The 15,079-nt window shown below is 60.5% G+C and carries 11 protein-coding genes and 1 pseudogene; 4 read left to right on the forward strand and 8 right to left on the reverse strand.

Annotation, left to right across the window (positions count from 1 at the left end; all coding sequences use genetic code 11):
• The first annotated feature begins 106 nt into the window (after positions 1-106).
• On the forward strand, positions 107-1,516 hold the full coding sequence (locus tag CHB88_RS19165) for a hypothetical protein (RefSeq protein WP_089400949.1): 1,410 nt from the start codon (positions 107-109) through the stop codon (positions 1,514-1,516).
• Between the two features lie 9 nt (positions 1,517-1,525).
• Here CHB88_RS19165 and CHB88_RS19170 read toward each other — a convergent pair whose 3' ends face one another.
• The 3 genes from CHB88_RS19170 to CHB88_RS19180 all read right to left on the reverse strand — a co-directional run bounded on the left by CHB88_RS19170 (position 1,526) and on the right by CHB88_RS19180 (position 5,745).
• Positions 1,526-3,121, reverse strand: coding sequence for an IclR family transcriptional regulator domain-containing protein (locus CHB88_RS19170; protein WP_089401000.1), 1,596 nt, complete (start codon positions 3,119-3,121; stop codon positions 1,526-1,528).
• A gap of 716 nt (positions 3,122-3,837) precedes the next feature.
• Positions 3,838-4,833 carry a Bug family tripartite tricarboxylate transporter substrate binding protein gene (locus tag CHB88_RS19175; protein WP_089400950.1) on the reverse strand — a complete coding sequence of 332 codons (996 nt, stop codon included), beginning with the start codon at positions 4,831-4,833 and terminating at the stop codon, positions 3,838-3,840.
• Positions 4,834-4,941: 108 nt separating this feature from the next.
• Entirely contained in the window at positions 4,942-5,745 is an 804-nt protein-coding gene (locus CHB88_RS19180; RefSeq protein WP_089400951.1) for an amidohydrolase family protein, read from the reverse strand.
• A 107-nt stretch (positions 5,746-5,852) separates the two neighbouring features.
• On the opposite strand from CHB88_RS19180, the gene CHB88_RS19185 reads away from it, so the two are divergent.
• Positions 5,853-6,587: a GntR family transcriptional regulator gene (locus CHB88_RS19185; RefSeq protein ID WP_089400952.1), complete on the forward strand. Its 735-nt coding sequence runs from the start codon at positions 5,853-5,855 to the stop codon at positions 6,585-6,587.
• Positions 6,588-6,597: 10 nt separating this feature from the next.
• Entirely contained in the window at positions 6,598-7,566 is a 969-nt protein-coding gene (locus CHB88_RS19190) for a tripartite tricarboxylate transporter substrate binding protein (protein ID WP_089400953.1), read from the forward strand.
• Positions 7,567-7,742: 176 nt separating this feature from the next.
• On the opposite strand, the gene CHB88_RS19195 is transcribed toward CHB88_RS19190, so the two are convergent.
• From CHB88_RS19195 to CHB88_RS19215, 5 genes are all read right to left on the reverse strand, one after another.
• On the reverse strand, positions 7,743-9,578 hold the full coding sequence (locus CHB88_RS19195; protein ID WP_245845078.1) for an FG-GAP repeat protein: 1,836 nt from the start codon (positions 9,576-9,578) through the stop codon (positions 7,743-7,745).
• A 692-nt stretch (positions 9,579-10,270) separates the two neighbouring features.
• A complete protein-coding gene (locus CHB88_RS19200) occupies positions 10,271-10,870 on the reverse strand; it encodes a hypothetical protein (protein WP_143131369.1) in 600 nt (199 codons plus the stop codon).
• 108 nt (positions 10,871-10,978) lie between these two features.
• On the reverse strand, positions 10,979-11,515 hold the full coding sequence (locus tag CHB88_RS19205; RefSeq protein WP_089400955.1) for a metalloprotease family protein: 537 nt from the start codon (positions 11,513-11,515) through the stop codon (positions 10,979-10,981).
• A gap of 11 nt (positions 11,516-11,526) precedes the next feature.
• Positions 11,527-11,958: a tetratricopeptide repeat protein gene (locus CHB88_RS19210; RefSeq protein ID WP_089400956.1), complete on the reverse strand. Its 432-nt coding sequence runs from the start codon at positions 11,956-11,958 to the stop codon at positions 11,527-11,529.
• Between the two features lie 73 nt (positions 11,959-12,031).
• Positions 12,032-13,705, reverse strand: coding sequence for an FG-GAP repeat protein (locus CHB88_RS19215; protein WP_245845080.1), 1,674 nt, complete (start codon positions 13,703-13,705; stop codon positions 12,032-12,034).
• Positions 13,706-14,192: 487 nt separating this feature from the next.
• Here CHB88_RS19215 and CHB88_RS19220 point away from each other — a divergent pair.
• Positions 14,193-15,043, forward strand: a pseudogene (locus CHB88_RS19220) (integrase core domain-containing protein).
• The last annotated feature ends 36 nt before the right edge of the window (positions 15,044-15,079 follow it).

The following is a 15,079-nucleotide window of genomic DNA, read 5'->3' on the forward strand; positions in this document are numbered from 1 at the left end:
CCATTGCGCCGCTTTTCGTTTCTTGCCGGCGGCGGCGGCATCCGCTTTGCGGTAACCTTGGCGCCCGTCCCAAACAGGCACACCACGCTGTCGCGTGTTCCTTCCGATGACCGCTTCCTCCCGCGCCGCGCCGCCCGCTTCCCGCCCGACCGCCTTCGCCAGCCTGCGCACCGCGCTCTATGCCGCCGTGGTGCTGTGCCATGTGGCGGCCGGCATCCTGGGAGTGCATTCGTTGCAGCCCCTGCTGTGGGTATTGTCGGCACTCGCCATCCTGGTGTCGCTGCCGGCAGCCGGCCGCTCGGCGCGTGCGCTGTGTCTGGTCTTCCTCGTCGCCGGCAACTGGATGCTGCTGCGGGCCAGCGTCGGCTGGCAAGCGTATCTCGGCGCCTACGCGCAAATGGCCTACCTGCTGGCGCTGTTCGCCGTGCTGCCGGTGCTGTCGGTGCCGGTTCGCCTCGGCGGCTACAGCCAGGCGATACAAGCGGCCCTGCAGCGCCGCGTGCGCCGCGTGTTCCAGCTCAACTGCCTGGTCACCCTGCTGGCCTTCATCTGCGGCTCCTTCATGAGCCTGGCCGCGGTGCCGATCATGATGACGGCCATGGCGCCGGCGGTGGCCGCCTACCCCATCAGGAACCGCGAGCGCTTCATCGCCGTCTCGGCCATCTCGGGCTATGTGCTGCCCATTTTGTGGACGCCGGTGTCGGGCGTGGTGGGCGTAGTGCTGCACAACCTGCGGGTGGACTGGCTCGACGTCTTCCCCATCCTGTTCGGCCTGAGCCTGGCCAGCCTGGCGGCGAATTGGCTGGCGTTTCATCTGATCGAAGCGAAAGGCGGCGGGGATCGGGCAACCGGTTTTGAAGCAGCCCCGAACGGCCCGTCTGCGCCGCTGGGCAAGCTGGTGCAGATGGGCGTGGCGATCCTGCTGCTGGTGACGGCTATCGTGCTGGTCGACCGCTGGACCGGCATCGGCCTGCTGGCGGTGGTGACGGTGCTGGCGCTGCCCTTCGCCTTCGGCTGGAGCGCCTTGCTGGGCAAGCCGGGCGAATTCATCCATGAAACGCGGCGGGAGATGGCGCAGCGGCTGCCGCGCATGGCCGACCAATTCGCCATTTTCCTCGGCGCCGGTTTCGTTTCCGCCGCGATGCGGCTGTCGGGCGCCGACCACGAGGCCAACCTGATGTTCCTGCGCCTGCACGACCTGGTCGGCACGACGCCCTTCCTGCTGTTGCTGCCGCTGATGGCGCTGGCGGCTTCCTTCGTCGGCGTGCATCCATTGGTGGCCATCGCCCTGCTCGGCGAGTCCCTCAGGCCCGAGGCGCTGGGCATCGGCGCTAGCCAGCTCGCCGTGGCGATGATAGGCAGCGCGGTCGTCACCTACATGCTCGGCCCCTTCAGCGGTACGCTGGGCCTGGTGCAGGCCATCAACCGGGTGCCGTCGTTCCGGCTGTCGCTGTGGATGGCGCCCTATGCTGCGGTCTACCTGGCGCTGCTGGCGCTGGCAATCCTGGCGGCATGAGGCGCCCGGTCAGGCTGGGTCGCCGGCATCGCCGGAGGGCGCAAGCCGGAACAGGCTGCCAGAGTGGATGGCGCTGGCCAGCACATCGGCGCCCAGGCCGTGGCGGGCTGTGGTGATGTAGAGCGTGTCGAGGTCATCGCCGCCGAAGGCGAGGTCGGTCGGCTGGGGCACGCTGAGGCCGGCCACCCTGTCGATATTGCCGTCCGGCGCGATGCGCAGCACGCTCCAGCCATCGCGCATGGCGGTCCACACGCCGCCCTCGGGATCCACCGCAATGCCGGCGATGATCCCGGAGGCGCGTGGAATGCTGGTCAGCCTGCGCACCACCGTTTCGCCCGGCCGCATGACCAGGATGGCGCCGCTGTCCGGTGCGGCCGCATACAACAGTCCCTGGCGCGCGTCCCAGCACAAGGCGCCGATGGCTTCGCCGGGACGCCATTGCGGGTGCAGCCCGGACTCCGGCACCCATTTGCCGATGGTCCAGCGGCCGCTCTCCTCCCGGCGCGCGGCCCACAGCAGCCCGGCGTCGCCGGCGCACAGGCTGTGCGGCAACGCGGTCGCCGTCGCCACGGCATGCAAGGCGCCGCTGGCGGGATCGATCTGCCAGCAGCCTTCGGCGGTCAACGCCAGCAAGCCGGCGCCATGCGGCACCAGTCCGAGGATGGACGCCGGCAGCGTGGCGAGTTCGCGCTCGCCGTCCTCGTCGCGGCAGCGGACGGCCGGCTTCAGCGCGTCGGCCCAGTACAGCGTGCGGCGCCGGCCGCACCAGTGCGGGAAGGCGCCATGCGCGGCCTGCTCCCCGTCGAGCGCCTGCGGCGTTTCCGCCGGCAGGACCCGCGTAGCGGTCAGCTGCGCGCCGATGCGGCCCGCGGCTTCCGCCAGCTCCGGCCCGAGCAGACCGAGGCGCTCGCGCGGCAGACGATAGGCCGGCCCGGAAATGCTGATGGCGCCGCGAACCTGCCCGGCGCTGTCGATGATGGGCGCACCGACGCAGCGGATGCCGCCGACGCTTTCCTCGTCGTCGATGGCGTAGCCGCGGCAGCGTGTGAGGTCCAGTTCGGCGCGCAGCCGGCGCATGTCGGTGGTGGTGCGGGCGGTGAGCGCCTGCAGGGACAGCTTGCGCAGCAGCGCGTCCCGCGCCGACGCATTCATCGCCGCCAGGATCGCCTTTCCCTGACTGGTGCAATGCAGGGGCTTGCGCTCGCCAAGCGGAAAATGAACCACGTCGCGGTGAGCGCCGTCGCAGCGTTCCAGGGCCAGCACCTCGGCGCCCTTGAGCACCGCGAGATAGGCGCTTTCCCCGGTGAGGTCGCGCAGCGCCCGCAGTTCGGCGCCGGCCGCGCGGGCGAGATCGGAGACGTCATAGGTCTGTCGCCCCAGCTCGAAGCAGCGAAAGCCGAGCTCGTAGACACGGCGCTGGGAGTCGCGCCGGATCATGCCGCGCGCCATCAGCGCCGACATCATCCGGTGCAGCGTGGTGCGCGGCAGGCACAGCCGCTCCGACAGCTCCACCTGGCTCACGCCGCCCGGGGCGGCGGAAATGGCATCCAGGATATCGAGCGCCTTGTCGAGGGATGCGGTGCCTTCGATGACGGTCTTTGACATGGCGGGCATTCGTGTTCAATGGTTCTTGTCTGTGCGGCACCAACAGGTTCACCAGCCGTCATCGGAGCTGGTTCGCGACTTGGGCGGTGCACGGGTCTCTTCTGAATCGAACTCGTCCGGGAGAACAGGATTCGACCGGGGTCGATGGTAGCGCTTTCAGTCGGTGTGATGCTTTCAGTTTGCTTTCAGTGGGGCGTAGCGAGGGTTTCGCAGAGCACTGCTCTGCGCTCGCGAAGCCGGGCAGGCTTGCAAGCCTGCCCGTGGGGTGCAGCAGGGAATTCGCGACGCATGCGTCGCGCCTGCGGAGCCGGGTGCGCTTGCAAGCGCACCCGTGCGGTGAGGTCGCGCAGTAAAGGACACTCCTCCCCCTTCAAGGGGGAGGCCGGGAGGGGGATGGGTTTCTTCTGCATTCAATGGGCGTTCTTCACACGCATCAGAAACCCATCCGCGACTTCACTCTAGGTTGCCGCGACCGCGCCTTCGTAGCCGAAGATGGGACCTCTTTGCAATTAATGAATTTCCCTTTAGTGCGGAAGAAACCCATCCCCCTCCTAACCTCCCCCTTGAAAGGGGAGGGAGCTTCCTTTTTGGCGCGACCTCACCCACGGGTGCGCTCGCAAGCGCACCCGGCTTCGCAGGCGCACCGCATGCGGTGCGAAACCCCTGCTGCGCCCCCACGGACAGGCTTGCAAGACTGAACGGCGTCGCGAATCCCGTTACGCGCCTTCCGGCTTGATCTGCGCGCGCGCGATCACCGGCTTCCACCGCGCCTGTTCCATCTTGATGAACTTGTCGAAGTCCGATGCGCTGTTCCCCACCGGGATCGCTGTATCGGCTGCGAGGCGCTCCGTCACCGCCGGCGACTTCACCGCCTTGATGGCGTCGGCTTCCAGCTTGGCCACGTGGGCCTTGTTCCACTTGCTCGGCGCCAGCAGGCCGTACCACTGGGTCATCTCGAAACCGGGGAAGCCCTGCTCCGCCACGGTCGGCACGTCGGGCAACTGCGGCAAGCGCTGCAGGGTGCCGGTCCCGATGCAGCGCAGCTTGCCGGTCTTGATGAACTGCAGAATGGCAGGCGCGCCCACTGCCGCCGCCTGCAGCCGGCCGGCCATCAGGTCGGTGAGCATCGGGCCGGTGCCGCGGTAAGGCACGTGCAGCACGAAGGTGCCGCTGACCATCTTCAGGTATTCGAAGGCAAGGTGGCCCGAGCTGCCATTGCCGGCCGAGCCGTAGTTGAGCTGGCCCGGCTTGCTCTTTGCATACGCCACCCAATCCTTGATGTTCTTCACCGGCAGGTCCGGATGCACCACGTACAGGCTGGGCACCTTCGACAGCAGCGTGACCGGCACGAAGTCGCGGTTGGCGTCATACGACAGCTTCGGGAAGATGAAGGGGTTCACCGCCAGCGTGCCGGTATGGCCGAGGATGAAAGTGTGTTCGTCCGTGCTGTTGGCCACTTCCTGCATGGCGATGTTGCCAGCGCCGCCGGGCTTGTTTTCGACGTAGACGTTCTGGCCGATGGTCTTGGCCAGCTCGGCGGCCACCGAGCGGGCCACGATTTCGGAGCTGCCGCCGGGAGCGAACGGCACCACCAGGCGCAGCGGGCGGCTCGGCCAGGCGGCGTCGGCGAACGAAGCCAACGGATGTCCGGCCAGGGCGGCGGCACCGGCAGCGGTGAGGAAACGGCGGCGGGTAAAGTTAGCGTGATTCATGGGCTTTCCATTCGTGTTGCGTTGTGATGTTGCCGGACAGACTCCGGCGGCGATGCCGCATGCGAGCAAAGCTGGACCGCATGCCGCGTGAAAGCTTGAAACGGGGCTTCAACCTTCGAAGCCATACAGCCGGAATGGCGCCTCGTGCAGCATGGCGTCGACCTGAGACGGCGACGCCTCCGGCAGGTGCTGTCGCAGCGTTTCGAGGCAGGCCGGATAATTCCTTCCCGCCTCATGGTTGGTCCAGGGCCAGTCGCTGCCCCACAGCAGCCGCTCGGCGCCGAGATGAGCGAGGTAGTAACGTGCATAGCGTGCCGCATCTGCGCCGCGCAAGCGGTACGACGCCGAGAGCTTGACGTAGACCGCACGCCGATCCGCCGCAGCGACGATGGCTCTGGCACCGGGACAGACCTCGGCGGCACCGGGGTCCGGCAGGCCGAAATGGTCGACCACCAGCGCCAGCGGCAATGAACCCAGCGATGCCAGCAGCCGCGGCCAGTGCTCGCCCAGGCACTGCACTTCCAGGTGCCAGCCCATTTCGTGCAGCCGGAAGAACAATCCCTGCCACGCCGGCTGAGCGTAGGGCGAGAACGACTGCACACCGATCAGGTTCAGGCGGATGCCGCGCACACCGGCGGCATGGGCCTGCGCCAGCAGCGCCTCGGGCACACCGGCATCGACCACGATCACCCCGCGCAGGCGCTGCGAATGCAGCCGCATCTGCGCCAGCATGTAGCTGTTGTCGGTGCCCAGGAAGCTCGGCTGCACCAGGACGCCATGCGTTACGCCGGCGCCTGACCAGGCAGCCATCCATTCTTCCAGGCGGGCATCGTAATCCGGGCGGTAGCGGGCACCATCGACCATGGCAAGATTGCTCAGGAAAACATGGGCGTGGGTGTCGACAATGGGCATGACAGCGGTTGACCTCGAACTGATCCGGCGGCTATTATAGTCCTATAGAGGACTAAACCTCAATAAGACCGAAAAGCAAAACTTCACGGGATGAACCATTGAGAACCATGCAAGCCGCAGCCGATCCACGCCTGCCGCGCTATGAGCAGATCCGGGAACACCTGCGCCGCCGCATCTTCGCCGGCGAGTGGGCGCCCGGCGCGGCGTTGCCGGCGGAAACCGAGCTGGCAAAGGAATATGAAGTGGCGCTCGGCACCATGCGCAAGGCGATCGAGCTGATGGTGGACGACGGCCTGATCGAGCGTCTGCATGGCAAGGGCACCTTCGTGCGCGGCGAGCTGCAGCAGGCGTCGATGTTCCGCTTCTTCCGTTTCCGCCGGGATGCAGACGACGCCAGTCCGGTGGTGCCGCATACCGTGATCCACGCCCTGCAGGAAGCCACGCTGGATGACAGGGTAGCGGAGCGGCTGTCGCTGGGCCGCGCGCGGCGCGGCATTTTCATTCTTCGCTCACGCGAACTGCCCGAAGGCTCGGGCCTGCTGGAGCGTATCTGGCTGCCCTATCCGCCCTTCCGCGAACTGCTGAAGCTGCAGCCGAAGGACATGCCTGACCTGCTGTACCCGTTCTACCGCAGCCGCTGCGGGGTGGTCATCGCCCGCGCCAGCGAGACCATACGCTTCGCCACCCTCGGCCGGGACGACGCGGCGCTGATGGGCATGGCGAAAGGCGCGCCGGTGGCCGTGATCGAGCGCACCGCTTTCAGCCTGACCGGAGAACCGGTCGAATTCCGCATCACCCAGGGCGATGCGGCAAAGTTTTATTACAACGTCGAGATCAAATAAAGGAAATCCGATGAGGAGCATGTTCATCCGCGCCGCCGGCGCCACCCTGCTGGCCGCCCTCAGCCTCGGCGCGTCGGCCCAGTCCTACCCGGCCAAGCCGGTGCGCATCGTGGTCACCTATCCGCCCGGCGGCGGCGCCGACGTCATGGCGCGCCTCATCGCGGAAAAGCTCACCGCCTCGCTGGGCCAGACCTTCGTCGTCGAGAACAAGCCCGGGGCCAGCGGCCAGATCGGCGCCCAGAGCGTGCTGCAAGCGCCGGCCGACGGCTACACCCTGATGGTGGATGCTTCCTCCTATGCGGTGAACCCGGCGCTGTTTCCGAAGCTGCCCTACAACCCGCGCAAGGCCTTCGCCCCGATTTCGCTGCTGGCGCTGTTCCCCAACGTGCTGGTGGTTCATCCCTCCTTCCCTGCCAACTCGGTGAAGGAGCTGGTGGCCATGGCCAAGGCCAAGCCGGGCGAGATCAACTATGCCTCGTCCGGCAACGGCTCCGCCCAGCACCTGGCGGCCGAACTGTTCAAGCAGCAGGCCGGCATCGACATGCAGCACGTTCCCTACAAGGGCGGCGGCCCGGCGATGACCGACGTGATGGCTGGCCAGGTGCCGGTGTTCTTCGCCAACATGGCCTCCAGCATGGGTCACATCAAGGGCGGCAAGCTCAAGCCCCTGGCCGCTACCGGCGCCAAGCGCGCGCAAGCCATGCCCAACCTGCCGACGGTGTCGGAGTCCGGCGTGCCCGGCTATGAGGTCTACGAGTGGAATGTGCTGTTCGCGCCGGCCGGCACGCCAGTCGAGATCGTGAACAAGCTTTCCGCAGAGCTGACCAAGGTGCTCAACGCCAAGGATGTCCGCGATCGCATCGCTGCTTTAGGCGGTGAAGTCGCCGCCAAGACGCCGCAGGAAACCGCCGCGTTCCTTGATCAGCAGATGGTGAAGTGGGAGAAGGTGGTGAAGGCGGGGAACATCAAGGTGGATTGACGATACTGAAAGCTTTGCACCACCGTTCGAGAAAGCTCAACGTAAATTGCTCGCGCTGCTTGATATTCAACTTTCCAGCAATAGGAAAAGAGGCTCTCCAACAAAGACGGAGAGCCTCGGAAAAGTTGACTTCCCGCGTCATATGGAGCAGGAAGCAAAGAAGAACACGCTGCAATCTAGTAAAGGTATACAGCGCCGCTATGCGTGGCATTGTTATTGTTTTGGGCGCCGCCGATGCCGGTGGCATCGCTATTTTCAGTGTAAGCCCCCACCGCCAATGTTTTCCCGTCGCCCGAAAGCGCTACTGATTGACCAAAATAATTCGACGGGCCCGGATTGGTCGCCTTCACATAGGCCTGCTGTGTCCAGATGGCGCCATCTCGGACAAAGACATACACAGCGCCACTCGAAGTCAACGAATTGTCGTCCTGAGCGCCGTTCAATGCACTCGCTGAACTGCCTTCCCGATCGGCACTCACGGCCAATGTATTGCCATCGGCTGACAAGGAAATGGCATAACCAAAATCCCATTGGGTTCGCGTGTTGGAGGGCTTGATATACGCTTGCTGGCTCCAGATACTGCCGGTTCGAATGAAAACATACACCGCGCCGCTATCACTAGCACTATTATCGAACTCATCACCGTTGATCCCGGTGGCAGCGCTATCCTCCTGTCTTGCAGACACTGCCAATGTGGCCCCGTCATCAGAAAGGGCGAGGGAATATCCGAATTTATCCATCGTTTCTGTATTTGAAGCCTTTATGTAAGATTGTTGACTCCAGGTGCTGCCAGTTCGGGTGAAGATATAGACCGCGCCGCTGCTGCTTTCACCGTTGCTGGTTTGATCACTGTTGACTCCTGTGGCGCTGCTGTCTTCCCCGGTCGCGCCTACCGCCATGATGTTTCCATCGGCCGAAAGCGCGACGGACGATCCGAATCCATCATTTGCTTCACCGTTGGAAGCCTTGATGTAAGCATGTTGACTCCAAGTGCCGCCAGTTCGGGTAAAAACGTACACGGCACCACTACCGCTTGCACTGTTATTGCTTTGATCACCATTGATCCCATTCGTGCCACCATCTTCCCGACTTGCGCCAACTGCCATGGTGCTTCCATCGGCCGAAAGCGCGACGGACGATCCGAATCCATCGTTCGCTTCGCTGTTGGAAGCCTTGATGTAGGCCTGCTGGCTCCAAGTGCCGCCAGTTCGGGTGAAAACATACACCGCTCCGCTAACGGTGGCACTATTGCTGCTTTCGTCACCGTTTATTCCAGTGGCTGCACTGGCTTCAAAAAAGGCCCCAACGGCCAAAGTATTGCCATCGGCAGACAAGGCAATGGGAAACCCGAATTGGTCGTAGGCGCCCGTGTTTGAAGCCTTAAGATAAGCTTGCTGGATCCAGGAACCGTTTGTTTTGGTAAACACATAAACCGCGCCGCTATTAGGCGCAGCAGTATTGGTTTGGTCCCCATTGATACCAGTAGCAGCACTGCTCTCATCGATTGCCCCGACCGCTAGCGTCGTGCCGTCAGCTGACAACGCCACGGAATAACCGAACATCGCATGTGCTCTTGAGTTGGATGCCTTGAAGTAGCCTACGCCTTCCGCAAGTGAACCGCCCAGGGCAAGCACGGCTGAATCGGTGCATCCGCCCGAATTGCATGCTTGCACCTTGTATTTCGCATTGATACGCTGGTATAGCGCGATCGAATGGCTTACGCTTGTTTCAGCAATAGCCCCGCCCACCGGCATAAACTGAGACGTACCGTCCGGGCTTTCAAGGAGTTGGTAACTCGTAGCGCCACTGACGGTCGGCCATGCAAGATGCACTTCTTTGAGGCCCAGTGTTAAGGTAGGCACCGGCGCCGCTGCAGGAGGAGAAGCACTTTCAACGGAGTTTGAGCTCCCTCCTCCGCCACCGCCGCAAGCGGTCAGCACCGCCATCGTGAGTGCACACAGCCAGAAGCGTACTCGCCCGTACCATATATTTTGACTGCTCAACCTGATCATCTTTAACTCCTTATGCCAGAAGAATTTCGGCGAGCCGAAACACGCTCGGCTGAGGGCCAGATTTACGAGGATATAGATAGGCGCCAACTCTTAACATATGGCCAAGGTCATGCAGGCAGAGTGTCTTTGAAAAAGTATCTGGATTTCACTACCGGAGATTACCGACGCATCCAGGTGGAGTCGCTAAAGGCTTCGCATTAAATCGTGCGGTAGATTCGCGCGACGTCGAAACAGGTTCCGCCCCCGCTCCAACCTGTAACATCGCAAGCAAATGATATTTGCGCGGCGAGACACCAAGCGGTAAAGGCATCCAGTCGGCCACCCAACGCGTTTCAAATGAAGCGAAACCGTCGATTGGGTTACCGAAGCAATTCAAATGAACTTCGCTCTCGGCGCTTCTTACGATTCCTACTGCGCCTCAAAACCAGGCGTTCCAACGCATTCTCCCTTGGTGACGTTTTTCACCCGAATGCCCGACCGCCATTGCGCCTGGTATGTGCCAGGGATTTTGCAGGGCCGCAGCAAGACAAAGTTCCCGTCACGGCCAACGACTCGCGCAGCCGCGCTGCCAAAAGCTATTTCGACCAAACCGATGCCCGCTATATCGGTGCGGTATTTGTATATAGGCTCTTCAGCCGGATTTTGCAGCCAAAAGCGCTCACCATCCCAAAATCGGCATGTATCATGGCTTGTCAGCTTCCCTCTTCGTTCTTTTCCGGGCCGCAAACGAGCTGGCCGCTCAGGGAAGTGAATCCAAAGCCAGGGACGGAATTGCCGCTTTCGCTCACATGCAGTGAAAACTCGGTAAGCGTCGCGCGAATCCTTATCGGGTCTTGAACCGTCGGCACACGTCGATAACTTGTCGCACTCAATGTCCCATCAAGCTGCAGGCGCAACCTCTCCCGGTCGGAAGCTGTACAGCGCTCAAATCTTCCAATCAGTACATCGGCACCCTGACTCTCGTTCATCGTGACGATACCCCGTCCTCCGGTGGCGCAATCTCCTTCCACGCCTTGTTGGAGTCCCAGTAAGTTTGAATTTACGAACAGAAATACCCCGAACAGTTTGCCCGGCATGACGGGTTTTTTGCTCGCTGATACGACATCACCGAAAAGCCAATCAATTTTCTGCAGATCAGGCTCGAGACGCCCAGTCAATTCGGTGCCGAGCCACTGATCGAGATCAGTTTCTTTTGCTGCTAGCGTACCGAAAGGGAAAACGAAAGCAAGTGACAAGATGAAATGAGACACGCGCAGGTAGCGTCTTCGTTTTCGTATGCTATTGAGCTTCATCTGGATGATTTTCTCAACATTCATCAAGCCGAATTAAGATCAAGGCATTCCATACCCCTGACACAAACGATCTGCTATGGAGAAGAGAAACGCTCTGATGAAAATTCCTTAGGTAAGCATCGCGACAAGTATTTCCGGAACCAGAACGCATACGCCAATGCCGTAGATTGCGTCGAGCCAGATCACCGAACCGGCAGCGAGCAAATAGATAAGGCCGACAATCGGGGCAACGATCATCTTTGCCAGAAACGACGCCCTTTTCCCTGACACTGACTGCCACATGGACTTCGCGTCGCTCTTGCTCGGGATGGCATGCATGGCGATCGAAACACCGAACCACATGAGAGCGATGTCAAGCACCGATGCCGCGCCATTGAATTCGACGATGCGCAGCGCCGAAGGGAAGGAGAGGAACGCGCCAAGGAGAGAGTTGATGAAAAACGGCCCGGCGCCGATCAGGACATGGTGGGGCCACTTCTTCGGCTCCCCATGAACGACGAAGCCGGCGGGATCGCCGAACTGGAAATAGCACACCTCAAAGACGGGGACTTTGAAAAGGCGGCAGAACAGCTGATGAGCGAGCTCGTGGACAACGACACCTGGAAACGTCGCTGCTGCGATGACTTTGCCTGGGATGAAGAGCATGATCGCTCCCGCTATTTGGTTTTATGGCTGAGCTTGGACTCGATATCGACAATCGCCTCTTCAATTTCCCTGATGTCCCGCTTCCGCATCTTTACGCCGTCAAGCTCGTTGAATGCATCCAATGCTTCGGCATACCTGCCTGTCCGATAGTAGGTGAAGCCGAGGCGCTTCACTAGGTCATGGTCATCGGGGAAGCGCGCATGAAGACCTTTGAATAGCGTCGCCGCCCGGTCATAATCCTCGCCATGGAACGCCTTGACCGCCCGGTTTTTCTCTACGGCATCCGCTAAGGATGTTTTAAAACTGGGCATCTGAATCGCGAACAACACAAAACCGCCGCCGACGAGTGCCTTCACCCAGCCTGGCACATTGGTCACCTCTTCGAGAGGACCGGAAGCGAATTCGGTTATCTCAGGTTGAATTAGGACTTCATCTTCCTGCATAGCGTTTTCTTCGGTTCATGGCATAGTAGTTTAAATGTTGATATCAGCCGCACTTCAACGACAAAGCACTAAATCAGTACAGATACACTGCACCTTTTTGCGAATTGGATTGGTCATCGTTCTGGTCGCCGCCGATGCCAGTCGAATAACTATCTTCACCCACAGCACCCACCGCCAGTGTCTTGCCATCTCCTGACATTGCCACGGAAGAGCCGAACGCGTCAGATGCTTGGGTATTGGTGGCTTTTACATACGCCTGCTGAGTCCAGTTGACGCCGCTACGGGTAAAGACGTATGCAGCGCCGCTTGCGCTTGCTGCGTTGCTTGATTGTTCCCCGTTGAGTGTTGTAGCCGAGCTATCCTCGCCATAAGCGCTGACGGCCAAAGTGTTTCCGTCAGAAGAAAGCGAGATGGACGCACCAAATTCGTCGCCTGCTCCTGTGTTAGAGGCTTTGATGTAAGCCTGCTGGCTCCAGACGCCGCCACTGCGAGTGAAGACGTACACCGCACCACTGTAGGTCGAAGTGTTGTTGGAGGAGTCGCCATTGATGCCGGTGGCCGAGCTGTTTTCCAGACTGGCGCCAACCGCCAAGGTGCTGCCGTCAGCGGAGAGCGCCACAGAGTCGCCAAAGCGGGCATCGGCGCTCGTATTCGATGCTTTCAAATAGGCTTGCTGACTCCAGGCACTGCCGGCTCGAACAAAAACATAAACTGCGCCGCTGTCGGAAGCACCATTGTTGGCCTGGTCTCCATTGATACCGGTTGAAGAGCTATCTTCCCCGTTGGCGCCAACAGCCAAGGTACTGCCATCCGATGAAAGTGCGACTGAATAGCCAAAGCTATCACTCGCCTGGGTGTTGGACGCCTTGATATAGGCTTGCTGGCTCCAAGCGCTACCAGAACGAACGAAGACATAGACGGCGCCGCTGAATGTGGCGCCGGAATTGTTTTGATTACCATTGACGCCGGTGGCCAGACTGGATTCTCTTGGAGCGCCGACAGCGAGGATATCTCCATCGGACGACAAAGCTACTGAATTGCCGAAGAGTTGGTCCGCACCCATTGGAGTGTTCGAAGCCTTTACATACGCCTGTTGGATCCAATTTCCATTCTGACGACTGAAAACATAGACCGCACCACTATCAGAAGCACTGTTATCTGCCTGGTTACCATTGATGCCTGTGGCCACGCTATCTTCTTTATTTGCGCCAACTGCGAGCGTGTTGCCGTCGGCAGACAACGCAATAGCGCTACCAAACGCATCGGAATCCCCTGGATTGCTAGCTTTGATGAAAGCCTGCTGGCTCCATGTTCCATTATTTTTCAAAAATACATACACGGCACCGCTGCTAGAAACTGTCGTCGACCCCGTTGGGTCGCCATTTATACCGATCGCCGAACTGAATTCGCTAGATGCACCTACAGCTAGGGTCGTGCCATCAGCCGATAGAGCGGCTGACTCTCCAAACCTACCTACTTTGCTGTTGGAACCCTTGAAATAGCCAATCGCTTCGGCCAAAGAGCTGGTCAGCCCTTTTACTGCCGACTCGGTGCAACCGCCTGCATTGCATGCCTGGACCTTGTAGCTCGCATTCACGCGCTGGTACAGCGCGATCGAATGCTTCACGCTGGTGTCGGTGAATGCCTCTCCCACCGGCACGAATGGCGATGTGCCGTCCGGGCTTTCCAGCAGCTGATAGCTCGTGGCTCCGCTTACTGCAGGCCAGGATAGGCGCACTTCCTTCATGCCCAAGGTCAAGGTGGGCGACGGAGCAGCTGGCGGAGGTTCACTGGCAGCGCTGCTCGCACTTCCTCCACCGCCGCCTCCACAAGCGGTGAGCCACATGAAGAACACCAAGCACACGCCAATGCGTGCCTGCCTGAACCAGTCACCTGCAGCACCCAATGCTTCCATCGCCTTACTCCCTGTCCGGAAAGTCTCGCCACTATAAACACTCAAATATGTACCGTCCGACGTTACCCCCATGCACCGGCTTTTGATACATGGCAAAAGTCATGAGGTAACGAATTGACTCATGCTGCCCCCGGAATCGGTTTCTCCACACAAGAATCTTGCGGGTTGGGCACGAGCCGCACCTGAGGTTGGATTGTTACCCTTTGATGGATGCTGCAGAGACCTGCAATCCCGCTAGAGAAGGAGTGAACGGCAAGCGGTAATCCTCTGGCCGAGAGTGGCGATGAGAAGTGGGATTTCTCGTTAAGGGAGGTGCTGCATGAAGATAGCGAAGTTTTCCGGCAACCAGATCATGGACACGCTCAAGTGGGCAGAGAACGGCATGGCGGTGCCGGGGTTGTGCCGAAGTTGGGTATTAGTTCAGCGACATTCTCTAAATGGCTCGAAATACGGCGGCATGGATGCCTCGCTCATGGCACGCATGAAGAAGTTGGAAGCGGAAAACGCGGGGCTCAAGAAGATGTATGCTGAAGAGCGGCTGAAGGCCGATATCCTGAAGGAAGTATTGGGAAAAAAGTAGCTCAGGCATCTCAGCGGCGATAGATGATCAGGGAAACGGCATCAAAGACCGCCATATTCATCCGACTGGCGCGCGAGATTTTCAGCGTCAGTCAGACCTGCTACCACGATGCTGCAAAGCGAGATTCCGAGAATGACCAGATTGCCAACTGGTTGCTGCGCCTGACAGACAACCATCACAGTTGGGGCTTTGGGTTGTGCTTTCTGTACCTGCGTAACGTCAAGGGCTTTGGCTGGAATCATAAGCGGGTGTATCGGATCTACCGATAATTGGAGCAAAACATGCGCATCAAGCCGAGCGCAATTCGATGTGACAACGGGCCGGAGAATGTCAGCGGATTACTGCAAGCCTGAGCGGCAAAGAAGTCAATTTGCGTGGAACACATCGAGTCGGGCAAGCCGCAGCAGAACGCCTATGTCGAGCGCTCCAACCGAACCGTGCGCTACGAATGGCTATCGCAATACCTCTGGAAAGACTTGGAAGAAGTACAGCAGTACGCCACTCAATGGATGATCGATTACATTCATCACCGCCCTAATATGAACTTGGGTGGGATAACGCCAAAACAGCGGCTGGCCATGGCCGCGTAACTCTACTTCTCAAACCCCTTAATTCTAGGTGGATTA

Source organism: Noviherbaspirillum humi (assembly GCF_900188095.1).
Classification (GTDB): domain Bacteria; phylum Pseudomonadota; class Gammaproteobacteria; order Burkholderiales; family Burkholderiaceae_D; genus Noviherbaspirillum; species Noviherbaspirillum humi.

Bases quoted from the DNA above. Each gene is read 5' to 3' on its own strand.
- CHB88_RS19165 (WP_089400949.1), top strand. From the start codon at position 107: ATGACCGCTTCCTCCCGCGCCGCGCCGCCCGCTTCCCGCCCGACCGCC.
- CHB88_RS19170 (WP_089401000.1), bottom strand. From the start codon at position 3,121: ATGTCAAAGACCGTCATCGAAGGCACCGCATCCCTCGACAAGGCGCTC.
- CHB88_RS19175 (WP_089400950.1), bottom strand. From the start codon at position 4,833: ATGAATCACGCTAACTTTACCCGCCGCCGTTTCCTCACCGCTGCCGGT.
- CHB88_RS19180 (WP_089400951.1), bottom strand. From the start codon at position 5,745: ATGCCCATTGTCGACACCCACGCCCATGTTTTCCTGAGCAATCTTGCC.
- CHB88_RS19185 (WP_089400952.1), top strand. From the start codon at position 5,853: ATGCAAGCCGCAGCCGATCCACGCCTGCCGCGCTATGAGCAGATCCGG.
- CHB88_RS19190 (WP_089400953.1), top strand. From the start codon at position 6,598: ATGAGGAGCATGTTCATCCGCGCCGCCGGCGCCACCCTGCTGGCCGCC.
- CHB88_RS19195 (WP_245845078.1), bottom strand. From the start codon at position 9,578: ATGATCAGGTTGAGCAGTCAAAATATATGGTACGGGCGAGTACGCTTC.
- CHB88_RS19200 (WP_143131369.1), bottom strand. From the start codon at position 10,870: ATGAAGCTCAATAGCATACGAAAACGAAGACGCTACCTGCGCGTGTCT.
- CHB88_RS19205 (WP_089400955.1), bottom strand. From the start codon at position 11,515: ATGCTCTTCATCCCAGGCAAAGTCATCGCAGCAGCGACGTTTCCAGGT.
- CHB88_RS19210 (WP_089400956.1), bottom strand. From the start codon at position 11,958: ATGCAGGAAGATGAAGTCCTAATTCAACCTGAGATAACCGAATTCGCT.
- CHB88_RS19215 (WP_245845080.1), bottom strand. From the start codon at position 13,705: ATGAAGGAAGTGCGCCTATCCTGGCCTGCAGTAAGCGGAGCCACGAGC.